Origin of the sequence: Streptococcus sp. ST14, assembly GCF_046098195.1 — a bacterium.
Lineage (GTDB): Bacteria > Bacillota > Bacilli > Lactobacillales > Streptococcaceae > Streptococcus.
The window spans coordinates 100,660-113,757 of record NZ_JBJUSF010000002.1; the positions used below are offsets into that span (position 1 = coordinate 100,660).

12 protein-coding genes are annotated in these 13,098 nt (G+C 41.6%); 5 read left to right on the plus strand and 7 right to left on the minus strand.

What is annotated here, in order from left to right:
- Positions 1–310: 310 nt before the first annotated feature.
- The gene (locus ACIY19_RS01160) at positions 311–751 is read left to right on the plus strand and encodes a LytTR family DNA-binding domain-containing protein (protein WP_000861947.1); all 441 of its coding nucleotides are present in this window, start codon (positions 311–313) and stop codon (positions 749–751) included.
- A complete protein-coding gene (locus tag ACIY19_RS01165; RefSeq protein ID WP_000743977.1) occupies positions 748–1,206 on the plus strand; it encodes a DUF3021 domain-containing protein in 459 nt (152 codons plus the stop codon). The genes ACIY19_RS01160 and ACIY19_RS01165 overlap by 4 nt, the downstream gene beginning before the upstream one ends.
- A 42-nt stretch (positions 1,207–1,248) precedes the next feature.
- Here the strand turns inward: ACIY19_RS01165 and mutS are convergent, their stop codons facing one another.
- Together mutS and argR are read right to left on the minus strand one after the other, a co-directional pair.
- Positions 1,249–3,783 carry a DNA mismatch repair protein MutS gene (gene mutS, locus ACIY19_RS01170; protein WP_409002479.1) on the minus strand — a complete coding sequence of 845 codons (2,535 nt, stop codon included), beginning with the start codon at positions 3,781–3,783 and terminating at the stop codon, positions 1,249–1,251.
- Between the two features lie 50 nt (positions 3,784–3,833).
- The gene (argR, locus tag ACIY19_RS01175; RefSeq protein ID WP_001231476.1) at positions 3,834–4,280 is read right to left on the minus strand and encodes an arginine repressor; all 447 of its coding nucleotides are present in this window, start codon (positions 4,278–4,280) and stop codon (positions 3,834–3,836) included.
- Positions 4,281–4,415: 135 nt separating this feature from the next.
- Between argR and argS the strand changes: the two genes are divergently transcribed.
- From argS to ACIY19_RS01190, 3 genes are all read left to right on the plus strand, one after another.
- Positions 4,416–6,107 (plus strand): arginine--tRNA ligase, encoded by a 1,692-nt coding sequence (gene argS / locus ACIY19_RS01180; protein WP_409002480.1) that lies wholly within the window; start codon positions 4,416–4,418, stop codon positions 6,105–6,107.
- A gap of 334 nt (positions 6,108–6,441) precedes the next feature.
- The gene (locus tag ACIY19_RS01185) at positions 6,442–6,687 is read left to right on the plus strand and encodes a hypothetical protein (RefSeq protein WP_000084865.1); all 246 of its coding nucleotides are present in this window, start codon (positions 6,442–6,444) and stop codon (positions 6,685–6,687) included.
- 198 nt (positions 6,688–6,885) lie between these two features.
- Complete coding sequence (locus ACIY19_RS01190; protein WP_409002481.1) at positions 6,886–8,148, plus strand: NRAMP family divalent metal transporter; 1,263 nt, start codon at positions 6,886–6,888, stop codon at positions 8,146–8,148.
- 180 nt (positions 8,149–8,328) lie between these two features.
- Here ACIY19_RS01190 and nrdI read toward each other — a convergent pair whose 3' ends face one another.
- The 5 genes from nrdI to ACIY19_RS01215 all read right to left on the minus strand — a co-directional run bounded on the left by nrdI (position 8,329) and on the right by ACIY19_RS01215 (position 13,031).
- Positions 8,329–8,799 carry a class Ib ribonucleoside-diphosphate reductase assembly flavoprotein NrdI gene (gene nrdI / locus ACIY19_RS01195; RefSeq protein ID WP_409002482.1) on the minus strand — a complete coding sequence of 157 codons (471 nt, stop codon included), beginning with the start codon at positions 8,797–8,799 and terminating at the stop codon, positions 8,329–8,331.
- A 77-nt stretch (positions 8,800–8,876) separates the two neighbouring features.
- Positions 8,877–9,410, minus strand: a complete 534-nt coding sequence (locus tag ACIY19_RS01200; protein WP_033685596.1) for a hypothetical protein — start codon at positions 9,408–9,410, stop codon at positions 8,877–8,879.
- 60 nt (positions 9,411–9,470) lie between these two features.
- Positions 9,471–10,757, minus strand: a complete 1,287-nt coding sequence (locus ACIY19_RS01205) for a response regulator (RefSeq protein ID WP_409002483.1) — start codon at positions 10,755–10,757, stop codon at positions 9,471–9,473.
- An 11-nt stretch (positions 10,758–10,768) separates the two neighbouring features.
- Positions 10,769–12,439 (minus strand): sensor histidine kinase, encoded by a 1,671-nt coding sequence (locus ACIY19_RS01210; protein ID WP_409002484.1) that lies wholly within the window; start codon positions 12,437–12,439, stop codon positions 10,769–10,771.
- Positions 12,417–13,031 (minus strand): YesL family protein, encoded by a 615-nt coding sequence (locus tag ACIY19_RS01215; protein ID WP_000514460.1) that lies wholly within the window; start codon positions 13,029–13,031, stop codon positions 12,417–12,419. The genes ACIY19_RS01210 and ACIY19_RS01215 overlap by 23 nt, the downstream gene beginning before the upstream one ends.
- Positions 13,032–13,098: the final 67 nt, after the last annotated feature.

Sequence of the window (13,098 nt, forward strand, 5' to 3'; positions counted from 1 at the left end):
TCAGCCCCTTTCTGTATCTATTTTCCTAGAAATTGATTAGTGCTATTATACCATATTTCAGATACTATCAGAAAAAGCAAATACCACATAGACTCCAAACCTCTCCACATAGACAAAAGCTCTTGCCATGGGTCGTAAAATAGTGGTATACTCAATAAAAATCAAAGAGCAAACTAGAAAGCTAGGCGCAGACAGTACTTTTGTACGGCAAGACGACGCTGACGTGGTTTGAATTTGATTTTTGAAGAGTATTAATAAAGGTGTACAGGAAGTGATCACAACCTTGTATAACTGAAAAGGAGGGAAATTTATGAAAGTAGAACTACAGATTAAGGAGACTTACGAGGAGGAAAAGCTGATTGTCCAAACTCCTCAGCCGACCGAAAAAGTCCAGAAAGTCATCGAGTTCGTAGAAAATCTTGACCAAAAAGAAACAATCAAAGGAAAGATTGATGATCAGGTCTATCTAGTTAAGATTTATAAGATACAACGCTTCTATATCGAGAATCGAAAGGTTCTAGCAGAAACTGCCAGTCAGACCTACAGCATTGATTTACGACTCTATCAAGTTCTTGACATTCTGCCGACCACTTTTATCCAAATTTCCCAATCAGAAATCGTTAATATTGACGCTATCTCTCATCTCAAGCTCACGCCCAATGGTCTGGTTGAAATTTTCTTAAAAAACGAAAGCTTCACCTACTCTTCACGCCGTTACCTAAAAACCATCAAGGAGAAATTAGAACTATGAAAAAACAAATCTTTCACGATGCAGCCGCTGGTGTACTTATCGGCCTCATCCTCTCTATCCTCTTTTCACTCATTTATGCACCAAATACCTATACCCCACTAAGCCCCGAGTCTCTTATCGGCCAAGCGATGGCTCAACATCAGGTTCACGGTGCCTTGGTCTTGCTCTACTGTATGATCATCTGGTCAGCTATCGGTGTTCTCTTTAGCTTTGGTGGTCGTTTATTCAGCCGTGATTGGAGCTTGCTCCGTGCCACACTTTCCCATTTCTTCCTTATGCTGGCTGGCTTTGTTCCACTAGCAACTCTGGCTGGTTGGTTCCCCTTCCACTGGACCTTCTATCTCCAACTCATTCCAGAGTTTGCAATCGTCTACCTTATCATCTGGGTTATTCTCTATAAAAGAGAAGCTAAAAAAGTAGACCACATCAATCAACTCTTGGCTCATAAAAAGTAATAGAGAAAAATCCCACTCACAAACACATGAGTGGGGTCCTTTTTATAATTTTTGTTTGAGCTCAACCAAGACATTCATAGCCTGCATAGGTGTCATATTGTACACATCCAGTTTAGCTAATTCTGCTAGGATAGGATGCTCTGCAGGCGCGTCAAAGAGTGACATCTGTTCAGTAACAGCACTTGTTTGTCTCATTGGAGCAGGACTTTCCGTCCCTTGATTCTCCAGTTGAGTCAATATCTTATCCGCCCTTGCTAAAAGTTCTTCTGGTAAACCAGCAATCTTAGCAACGTGGATACCGTAGGATTTGTCAGCTGGTCCTGGTTCGATCTTGTGAAGGAAGGTGACCTGCCCATTCTGCTCCAAGGTTGCCACATGGACATTAACCAAGTGTTCCAAACTGGACTCCAGACTGGTCAACTCATGGTAGTGGGTCGCAAAGAGGGTCTTGGCTCCGATATGTTCATGAATGTATTCGATGATGGACTGGGCCAGAGCCATCCCGTCATAAGTTGCCGTTCCCCGTCCCAATTCATCGAAGAGAATCAAGGAGTCCTTGGTCGCATGCGAAATGGCATTGTTGGCCTCCATCATCTCCACCATAAAGGTTGATTGACCTGAAACCAAGTCATCTGCTGCTCCGATACGGGTAAAGATAGCATCGAAGATAGGCAAATGCGCACTTTCTGCCGGCACATACGAGCCTAGCTGGGCCATAACCGCCGTCATAGCTAGCTGGCGCATGTAGGTTGACTTCCCACTCATGTTGGGCCCTGTAATTAGCTGAATACTGGTATCTTCTGCCATCTGGATACTGTTTGGAATGTAGGTCTGAGCTCCCATGACCTTTTCGACGACAGCATGGCGTCCCTTTTGGATATCGATTTGTGAATCATCCCCAAACTCAGGTCGGATCAAATGCTGTGTTTCAGCCACAACTGCGAGACTTTGCAAGACATCAACCGTTGCAATTCCTTGGGCTAGAGCCTGCAAACGCTGGATGTACTTGCTGACTTCCTCACGGATGCGCATAAAGATTTCATACTCTAGGTTGGCTGACTTCTCACGCGCCTCCAGCATATCTCCCTCGATACGGGCCAATTCCTCAGTCCCAAAGCGTTCCGAGTTTTTCAGCGTTGCCTTGCGGAAAAAGTGGGCTGGCACATTTCCCAGTTGCGAATTAGTCACATGGAAATAGTAGCCGTCCTTTTTATTGTAGTCAATCTTAAGCGTGCTGATGCCAGAGTTTTCCCGCTCCTTAGCCTCAATCTCAGCAATCCAGCTAGTCCCTTCTCTGAGGACACGACGGTATTTATCCAAGGTCTCATCAAATCCCGTCCGAATAATGCCGCCTTCCGTAATCACATGAGGAGCTTCAGGAGCAATCGCTACGCTAATCAAACTCTCTAACTCTGGAATGGCATCCAACTGTGCGATGAGATAAGCTAAAGCAGGCTGCTCCATTCCCTCTAAAATCGCTCGAATCCGTGGCACACTAGATAAGGTAGTCGCCAGTTGCAAGAGATCCTTGGGATTGGTCTTGCCAAAAGAAACCCGACTAGCCAAGCGTTCGATGTCATAAACACCCTTGAGACTATCTGTCAAATCACTACGCTCAAAGAAGTGGTCGAGAAAGACCTGCACCACTTCTTGACGTTGGACGATTCGTTCCTTATCAATCAGGGGGCGATGAATCCAAGACCGCAAGAGCCGCATACCCATAGCTGTTTTAGTTTCATCCAAAAGCCAGAAAAGACTACCTTGCTTCTTGCCTGAACGAGCATTCTCAACCAAATCGAGACTAGCCTTGGTCGCATAATCCATCTGCAAGAAATCCTTGATTTCATAGCGGATAACAGGTTTGAGGTGGTTCAATTCCCTCATCTGAGTCCGATGAACATACTGGAGCAACTTACTAGATGCCGCTTGCTCCACAGGTGCCAATCGTGAATCCAGTAAATGAAGGTCTTCAAAGCCTTCTTTTTCATAGGAAAGTACCAGATTCATCTGACGACTGAGGATTTGTTCCTCTTCCTCAGACGAGACATAGCCCAACACCACTTCTCGCGCCTTGAGATTGCGGATTTCCCCACAAACCAGCGTGAAATCCAAAAGACCTGTCACATAAAAGTCACCCGTCACCAGGTCCATATAAGCTAAGCCAAATTGATTGCCTTCGCGGTCTATGGCAACCAAAAAATTATTCTGACTATCCGGCTTACTGCTATCGACAACTGTCCCTGGCGTAATGACCTGAACAACCTCTCGTTTCACAACCCCAACTGCTTGTTTAGGATCTTCCATCTGCTCTGCGATAGCTACCTTATAGCCCTGCTCAATCAAGACATCGATATACTGTTGGGCAGAATGATAGGGGACACCCGCCATAGGAATCGGATTGTCCGCATTCTTGTTGCGACTCGTTAAGGAAATTTCCAGAATCTGCGCAGCATTGACCGCATCCTCATAAAATAATTCATAAAAATCACCCATCCGAAAGAGCAAAAAAGCATCTGGATATTGCTTTTTAATATCCACGTACTGTTGCATGCCCGGTGATAGCTTTTCTGTCGCCATTTTCCGTCTCTCCTTGTTAAAAATAAGTCTTGAGAGCAACTCCCAAGACCTTACTTATCTTTCATCAAATCTAGCAAACGATCTTCCATGAGTTTGGCAACGTGCTGGTCTCGACAAATGACCAATAAGGTATTAGCACCAGCAACTGTTCCTAAAATCCATTCATCCTTGTTTGCATCTACAATATTTGCCAAAACAGAGGCTTCTCCTAATTTGGTATGAAGCACCAAGGTAAACTCTGCTCTTGCAACACCTTCTAAATGATGAGACAAAAATTCCACCAAATCAATCTTTTCTGTCTCATTTGCTAGTACATAATACACCATATCATTTTTCTTGACCTTGGTCAAGCCGATTTCGCGCAAATCACGAGACAAGGTTGTCTGCGTCACAAAGACATTGTGTGCCTCCAACCGATCTTGAATTTCTTTTTGTGTACTTAATTTCTCCTCAGTAATCATTTTTTTTATTAACTGATGACGATCTCTTTTTCTCATAAAATCCTCTTATATGAATATTTATAACTAATTTTATAACTATATTATACCAAAAAAACAGGAGATTTCAAAAATTTTTTCTTCTTTCTTTAAAATTGTGATAAAATAGTAGAAAAGTCCAAAAAGGAGCTCTTAATGAATACAAAAGAATTGATTGCTAGCGAGTTGGCTAGCGTCATTGATAGCCTGGACCAAGAGGCTATTTTAAATTTACTGGAAACCCCTAAAAACTCAGAAATGGGAGACATCGCTTTCCCTGCTTTTTCTCTTGCAAAAGTCGAACGTAAAGCACCTCAAATGATTGCTACTGAACTGGCTGAAAAAATTAACAGCCAAGCCTTTGAAAAGGTTGTCGCAACAGGACCTTACGTCAACTTTTTCCTTGATAAAAATGCCATTTCTACTCAAGTATTGCAAGCTGTTATTACTCAAAAAGAACACTATGCTGACCAACATATTGGTAAACAAGAAAATGTTGTTATCGACATGTCTAGTCCCAATATCGCAAAACCATTCTCTATTGGGCACTTGCGTTCAACGGTTATCGGAGATAGCTTGTCACATATTTTCCAAAAAATCGGTTATCAAACGGTCAAGGTCAACCACCTAGGAGACTGGGGCAAACAGTTTGGAATGTTGATTGTTGCCTACAAGAAATGGGGAAATGAGGAAGCCGTTAAAGCGCATCCAATCGATGAACTTCTTAAACTCTACGTTCGCATCAATGCTGAAGCTGAAAAAGACCCTAGCTTGGATGAAGAAGCACGCGAATGGTTCCGTAAACTGGAAAATGGAGATGAGGAAGCCCTCGCTCTCTGGCAATGGTTCCGTGATGAAAGTTTAGTGGAATTCAACCGCCTTTACAATGAATTGAAGGTTGATTTTGACAGCTACAACGGGGAAGCCTTTTACAACGATAAGATGGATGCTGTTGTAGACATTCTCGCTGAAAAAGGACTTCTTGTTGAGTCAGAAGGAGCCCAAGTTGTCAATCTTGAGAAATATGGGATTGAACATCCAGCCCTTATCAAAAAATCTGATGGTGCAACTCTCTATATCACACGTGACTTGGCTGCAGCCCTTTACCGTAAAAACGAATACCAATTTGCAAAATCCATCTATGTTGTTGGTCAAGAGCAATCTGCCCACTTCAAACAACTCAAGGCAGTACTACAAGAGATGGGCTACGATTGGAGCCAAGACATTGTCCATGTTCCGTTTGGATTGGTAACAAAAGAAGGGAAAAAACTCTCTACTCGTAAAGGAAATGTCATCTTACTAGAGCCTACTATTGCAGAGGCTGTTAGTCGTGCCAAGGCCCAAATCGAAGCGAAAAATCCTGAGTTAGAAAATAAAGACCAAGTTGCCCACGCTGTTGGAGTTGGGGCCATCAAGTTCTATGATCTTAAGACAGACCGTACAAATGGATATGACTTCGACCTTGAAGCTATGGTATCCTTTGAAGGAGAAACTGGACCTTACGTTCAATACGCCTACGCTCGTATCCAATCTATCTTGCGCAAAGCCGATTTCAAACCAGATGCAGCTGGCAACTACAGCTTGAACGATGCTGAAAGCTGGGAAATCATTAAGCTACTCCAGGACTTTCCACGTATTATCAATCGTGCAGCAGATAACTTTGAACCTTCTATCATTGCGAAATTTGCGATTAGTTTGGCTCAAGCATTTAACAAATATTATGCACATACACGTATCCTAGATGAAAGTCCTGAGCGCGACAGTCGTCTGGCCCTCAGCTACGCAACCGCAGTCGTCCTCAAAGAAGCTCTTCGTTTGCTCGGAGTAGAAGCGCCGGAGAAGATGTAAATCGCCAAAGTTACTTGATTGCAGAGCAATCTAAGTAACTAACGCCAAATCCTATTCGGACTTTGGCTAGGCGCTTCACTAGTCATGGTCCCTAAATATAATCGATTTAGAGCCCATGACGTCGTAACCAGTACGAATTGCCTAAACGCTTCACTAATTCACCTAACCAAATAATATCGATTTGGTTAGGCTCATGTCGTAATCTTTTAAATTACTTGAAAGCAATCTGAAAGATTGAGGCAAAATAACATTTATATTTTGTTCGGCCTTGCAGCTGTTTAATGAAACAATTTATTCACTTTTACTATTTCTTTATCACACTGGGAGATTTCCTATGAGCCAATATGCTTATATCCTCGTTGTACTTAGCTTGGTTTTCCTTTTTCTGCTCAATAAGTACGAGAAGGAAAGACTTCAAAGACTCTACCAAGAGCAACTCTTGAAGGACGAGACATTTAGGTCTGACATCAAAGAGAAAATTCACACGACTGAAAATATCAATGATGTCATTGCACATATCAATAAAACTTACCATCTGGGAATGTTGCTCTCAAAAGACGTCACAGATCAATTGAAATAATCAAAATCCGAGAAGCTTTCTTCTCGGATTTTTTAGCCTTAACTATATTCTCCTTGGAGAAATTTCATTAATGCATGTAAAGTTTTCTGTAATTTTCTGTGTTTTTTCAAAATATTCTTGCATTTCCTTTAAGTTTTTTGTAGAATAGTAGCTATCTATTCAGATTATTCTGAAAATTCAAAAATAGGAGTGTTTATTATGTCACAAGTTACGTTATCAAACCAGTCAACCTGGGCAAGCAAACTAAAGGCAATGGGGCCAGGAATCCTAATGGCTTCTGCTGCCGTTGGAGGTTCTCACATTGTATCCTCTACTCAAGCTGGTGGTTCTTATGGTTGGTCACTACTCCTCTTGGTTATCTTGGCCAATGTTTTTAAATATCCATTTTTCCGTTTTGGTGCCGAATATACTGCCGACACTGGCAAAACCTTGGTGGAAGGCTATGCCGAAAAAGGGAAACTCTATCTCTGGATTTTCTTTGTCCTCAACGTCTTCTCTGCCATGGTTAATACAGCTGGAGTCGCTATCCTTTGCTCAGCCATCATCGCTAGCGCTTTTCCAATGATTGGTCTTAGCATCACTCAATGGTCCCTTATCCTTGTTGCAGTCATTTGGGCCATGCTACTCTTTGGTGGCTATAAACTATTGGATGGTATGGCAAAATGGATCATGTCTGCTTTGACCATTGCAACTGTTCTTGCAGTTATCATTGCAGCAATTAAGCATCCTGAATACAGCTCTGATTTTGTCGAAAAGACACCTTGGCAAATGGCGGCACTCCCTTTTATCGTTTCCCTCTTAGGATGGATGCCTGCCCCTATTGAAATTTCAGCCATCAATTCACTCTGGTCTGCTGAAAAGAAAAAGACCGTCAACTTTAATACAGCGGACGCTCTTTTCGACTTTAACGTTGGTTACATTGGAACTGCTATCCTAGCTGTATTCTTCGTGGCACTAGGAGCACTGATTCAGTATCCTACCGGGCAGGCAGTTGAAGCTGCTTCAGCCAAATACATCTCTCAATTTGTGGGTATGTATGCCTCTGTTCTTGGAGAATGGTCCCGTTATTTGATCACCTTTATCGCCTTTCTTTGTATCTTTGGAACGGTCATCACCGTTATCGATGGCTACTCTCGTGTCAATCAGGAATCCCTACGACTCTTGATTCGTCAAAAAGAGGATACTCGCAAATCTTTGAACATCTGGATGACCATCACTGCTATCATCGGTATCGTCATTATCAAGTTCTTCGCTGGTCAGGTTTCAACCATGCTCCGCTTTGCTATGATTGGTTCTTTCCTGACAACACCATTCTTCGCTCTTTTAAACTACGCCTTGGTAACACGTGAGAATAAAAATCTTCCTTCTTGGCTAAAACTCCTCGCTATCGCAGGATTGATTTTCCTCTTTGGCTTTGCTATTTTCTTTATCTATGCACTTGCCATCGGAAAAGCAGGATAATCGACAAAGTGCGAGATGAAGATAAGGTTTCATTTCAAGAGAAAATTCAGCAAATATTTCTATGATAAAAAGCATAAGAACAAGGTTTTGAAGACCTGAACTTATGCTTTTTTACGTTCTTAAAGACTGTTTATACTCAAAAAAACAGTTGAAAAACTCCAACCACCTCTTATATCAACTTTAATTCTCCTTTTCCAACTCATACAAATCTGCGATAATCGCTGCGACACGTTTGATATCTTCCAGTATGCCTCGCATTTCAAAGTCAGCCAAGACAGGAAAGTCAAAACGTTGACTATATTGCTTGGCTGTCAGGCAGTATTGGTTATTAAAATTACGATTTCCTGAACCAACCACGCCAAAACACTTACTAGCATTATCACCATAGGCGATAAAATCTCCCACTGGTGTCGTCAAAATCTCGACATCTCCGTTATCCACGCCATTCCCACCTTCGAGATAGGTCGGCAAAAAAGCAACGTAAGGATGGTCCATTTCATAGAAATCTTGGCCTTCTTTGACCAAATCCTTGATATGAATCTTTTGAACCTCAATTCCCTCGTACTGGGACAAGAGATAGTCTTTCAAGCGCGTCACAAAACTCTCAGTGTTGCCGCTTAGACTGATATAAACTAAAGAAATTGTCTTCATATGTACCTCCATGATTTTATTTTTAATCGAAAAAGAACTACCAAGATTATATCTTGATAGTTCTTTTTTGTCAATACTTAGGCAAGATCTTCTGTTTCCTCTTCTTCTGCCAAGGCTTTCTGTTGACGCCAAATCTTATAGAAAACAAGGGCTAGGAAAAGAACATTGATAACGATATAGAAAATGCTAACAGCTTTTGAACCAATACTCATTGTCAAACGCATGGTCTCATCTTGAAGCAACTGCACAGCGTCTTGCAAAGTCACATAGGTATAAATTGAACCAATAATAGCTAACAAAACATAGCCAACATAAGTATAGTTTGCATATTGCAAATTCTTACGAACAAGGAACACAATCGCTACTACCACTAAAATAGCAGATAGCACAATCAAGGCAACATTAAAAATAGAATGAGATGCTTCTGCTACTCTATAGCTATAATTAATGCTATCTTCTACCTGCTGAGCACTGACCCCTGCAACTTGTTTTTGAGCAGCACGAAGGACTTCTTTGCTAGGTAAGGGCTTCAAAAGTTCAAACAGAGACGTAGCTGAAATAAGGGCAGACAAGATTAGCAAGACCCATAGATAAATCGGTTTCTTTTTCATGATAGAACCTCCTGATGTTATTATTGATATTATAGCACTTTTTGTAAAGGAATACAAATATTATAGTGTAGTTTCTACCTGTTTTCGGTAGGCTTTTGGCGATTTTCCGCACAATTTTCGGAACACTTTATAGAAATATCCAACATTACTGTAACCAACGGCATAACAAATATCTTCTATACTATCACTAGTTGAAAGTAAAAGTTGCTGCGCTGCTTTTATTCGCTGTTTATTGAGCAATTCCGCAAAAGTCGAGTTTGTTTCCCTCTTGATCAACTGACCGAGATAGACAGGATTGATAAAGAGATCCTTGCTAATATCCTTCAGTGAGAGCTCTTTCTGATAATCACGCCCAATCACCTCCAGCACGCTCACCACATTTTCATTCATGCGGTACTGGCCAAAGAACTTGGTCAAGGTTTCTTTGATATAGGCAACCAATTCTTCAAAGGTGTTAATGGCATGAATAGCTTTTACAATCTCGGTCATATCATCTGCTTTTAGGTGTTCAAACAAATGAAAGACATCCATGACAAACTGGGTGAAGAGCTGCTTCGTGATAGCCACGCGCGGGGTATTCTCCAAGACGACCTTCTCTAGCAAGGTTAATTCTTCGATGATTTGATTGATATTCCCTTGGATAATCACCCGATAAATCGGCTCGTAATAAGCAAACAAACTCTCGGATTTTTCTAGATTGACTGAACCGTAGAAGAGGGCTTTTTCAGCGTTGATCTTCCAATTCTCAAAGGACTGCTGGTAGGGTGCTTCAAATGGTGTCACGATGATGCCATCGAGCTGTTGATCAGAGATGAAAATCTGCCAGTCTTGCCCCAAAACATAGTAAGGAATGGTAAAAGAACCCTGCTTTTCCTTGGATAGACCAATCCACCAGCTGTCTTTACCTGACAGGTAGTTCGTAAATCCTGTCTCATCCAATTCTTGACTGAGGGTCTGACTTTGCTCCACCTTTTCCTGAAGCTGTTGCGCAATTTTTTCTAATAAATTGCCCAACTCCACCTTGTCTACTGGCTTGACCAGATAATCCACGACACTAAGGTTCATGGCTTTTTTAACGTACTCAAACTCCTGATAACCAGACAGCAAGATATAATAGGTATCTGGAAGTAGCTCTTTCATTTCCCTAATCATCTCAAGTCCGGTCTTATCTGGCATGTTGACATCGGAAATGACCACATCTACTGGATTTTTCTTAATATAGTCCAAAGCATCATCTGCGTGATTAGCTGTTGCGACGACTTGCATATCCCATTTTTCAAAGGGGATTAATCGCTTGAGCCCCTCTGTCACCATGTACTCATCGTCTACTAATAAAACTTTATACATTTCTACCCTTTCTATTCATCCTGGATGATGATATGGTAACGAACACCTTCTTGCTCAGCTGACTCTACACTGATTTGGTAGCGATCCCCAAAGTAGAGAACAAAGCGTTCGTGTACATTTACTATTCCAATTGATTGCCGCTCTCCACTATAGCTTGCTTCGTGTTCAAAACTTCGCTGAGTTAATTTTTCTTGCAAGGCAGCTAGTTTCTCAGCGGACATTCCCCGACCATTATCTACTACTAGGATTTCAACGAATCCTTGGCCCTTCAAGGCTTTGATACTGATGACATTATCTGTTCTGCGATGGTCAACACCATGGGCAAAGTAGTTTTCTACTAATGGTTGGAGTGTAAATTTTGGAATTCTCATTTCTTCCAATTCTGGTGCAATCTTGAAACCATAGGCAATGGATTTAGGATAACGCACCATACAGAGATAGCTATATTTTCGGCAAAATTCCAACTCCTGCTTCAAGGTCGTTTCCCGCTCGTCGGAGATATTGTTGCGTAACAAGCTACTAAATTCATAGATAATATCTGCCAGTTCATCCTGACTTTGCATGACGGCATACATCCGTAAAAACTCCAAAGTATTGTACATAAAGTGAGGATTGATTTGAGCCTGTAGGGCTCGCATATTGGCATCCTTTTGGCTGAGCTCTAGCTGATAGATATCGTGAATATTTTTTTCCAGGCGATCCAACATATCATTGGTTGTTTCTGCAATGAGAAGCAACTCTTGGTCTTTTTCAGAGGTATCGATTCGAAGGCCTTCTTCCCCTTGAGCAATCACCTCGATCGAATCTACTAGGTCTACGACCTGCTTTTGGTAATTTGAAAAAGTCTGTCTAAGGGTCACGTACAAAATAATGATAAAGAGAATACTTAGCCCAATAATGACAGCTGAACTCGTCAAAGTTCCTGTAAGAACAAAATTTTTAGGAACAGCAACTCGAACCTGATAACCGTGAGAGGTGACACCTACAAACCAGTTTTCTCGCTCGGCTGAGACCTTCTCCCCAATATGGAACATCTCAGTCTCAAAAGGCGAAGTTACTGTTACAGCCATTGGGATATGACCCCGAGTATTGTCAATAGCGCCATGTAAAACATCTGGGGATAGGGAGATATAGATCACTCCTAAATCCTTGTCAGACACAGGATCGGAAACAGGAATGGCAAAACTATTGGCTGTTGGCTTAAAATCCTCCGCAGGAATTTTCTCTCCACTGCGTTTTTCTCTAGTCGAAACATAGACTTCCTTGTAGTCCTGAAGAACAATAGCCACTCCAGTCACAAAATCATTCCGAACATAGAGGTCATCAATATTTTCATACAGGGAAACAGAGATATAAGGCGAAGTTTTACGCTCTAATTGCCAATAGAAATAGTCTGGTGTGCTGAGACTGAAATACTTGTAAATTCCTTCGATACGGGCCTGATTTTCAACCAAAGACTGAGCAAGTTGGGTTGACTCTCTGTGATAGTATTCCACTTCACTCACTGTCCGAGTGGTCACACGTTCTGCAACCCGTTGGGCCTCTTTCTCACGTGAATCCCAGTCAGCATACGATAGCATAATCGCAAAACTGGCAATGACCACGATCATAACCAAACTATAAATCCGTAAAAGAGAGTGAATCCAAAACTGCTTCATTCTATTTTGTCGCCAATTTTTCATGGATACTTTCATAAATAGGTTCCAACATATCACTGATAAAGAAATGCCACATTCCAATTCCTACAAAAAAGAGCAAGGCAGGCATATAATAACCAACTCCTACAAGGAGAGCGGACCCGAGTAAAACCTTGGCAATCGCAGGTAGGCTCATAAAAATCCCGATAAGGGACAGTTTCAAGGTATTTTGGTAGGATAAATCAAAGTACACCTGAAGTTTCAAGGAAACAGTGTAGGCTAGAAAGACAAGAGCAACTACAAGGACGTTGAGGAAGGTCGCCAAAAGGTGGAAAATCGTCTGGTGGGGCAATTGAACTAGAAGATACAAACCATAAACTAGGACAAGATCAACAAACACAAAACTATAGAAAGCCAGATTGCTCTTGACAAAATTACTCTTATACAATTCCCAAGCTTCCTTCAAATGGTATGCTCGATAGGTATACCCATGCTCCGCATACAAACTCATAAGAGTTGCACTAGCTGGTGCCAAACCAAAGACTACTCCTCCTGCAAGTGTTAATAGCCAGAAATAAGCCGTCGCAATCATTCCCAAAAAGATACGATTAAAGACGAATTCTAGAAATTTTCCCATGCTACTCTCCTTAAACTAACGATGTAACTATTATATCATATTTCAAACGTTTTCAAAAATATAGAAC

Coding starts and splice junctions, on each gene's coding strand:
- ACIY19_RS01160 (WP_000861947.1), top strand. CDS start 311: ATGAAAGTAGAACTACAGATTAAGGAGACTTACGAGGAGGAAAAGCTG.
- ACIY19_RS01165 (WP_000743977.1), top strand. CDS start 748: ATGAAAAAACAAATCTTTCACGATGCAGCCGCTGGTGTACTTATCGGC.
- mutS (WP_409002479.1), bottom strand. CDS start 3,783: ATGGCGACAGAAAAGCTATCACCGGGCATGCAACAGTACGTGGATATT.
- argR (WP_001231476.1), bottom strand. CDS start 4,280: ATGAGAAAAAGAGATCGTCATCAGTTAATAAAAAAAATGATTACTGAG.
- argS (WP_409002480.1), top strand. CDS start 4,416: ATGAATACAAAAGAATTGATTGCTAGCGAGTTGGCTAGCGTCATTGAT.
- ACIY19_RS01185 (WP_000084865.1), top strand. CDS start 6,442: ATGAGCCAATATGCTTATATCCTCGTTGTACTTAGCTTGGTTTTCCTT.
- ACIY19_RS01190 (WP_409002481.1), top strand. CDS start 6,886: ATGTCACAAGTTACGTTATCAAACCAGTCAACCTGGGCAAGCAAACTA.
- nrdI (WP_409002482.1), bottom strand. CDS start 8,799: ATGAAGACAATTTCTTTAGTTTATATCAGTCTAAGCGGCAACACTGAG.
- ACIY19_RS01200 (WP_033685596.1), bottom strand. CDS start 9,410: ATGAAAAAGAAACCGATTTATCTATGGGTCTTGCTAATCTTGTCTGCC.
- ACIY19_RS01205 (WP_409002483.1), bottom strand. CDS start 10,757: ATGTATAAAGTTTTATTAGTAGACGATGAGTACATGGTGACAGAGGGG.
- ACIY19_RS01210 (WP_409002484.1), bottom strand. CDS start 12,439: ATGAAAAATTGGCGACAAAATAGAATGAAGCAGTTTTGGATTCACTCT.
- ACIY19_RS01215 (WP_000514460.1), bottom strand. CDS start 13,031: ATGGGAAAATTTCTAGAATTCGTCTTTAATCGTATCTTTTTGGGAATG.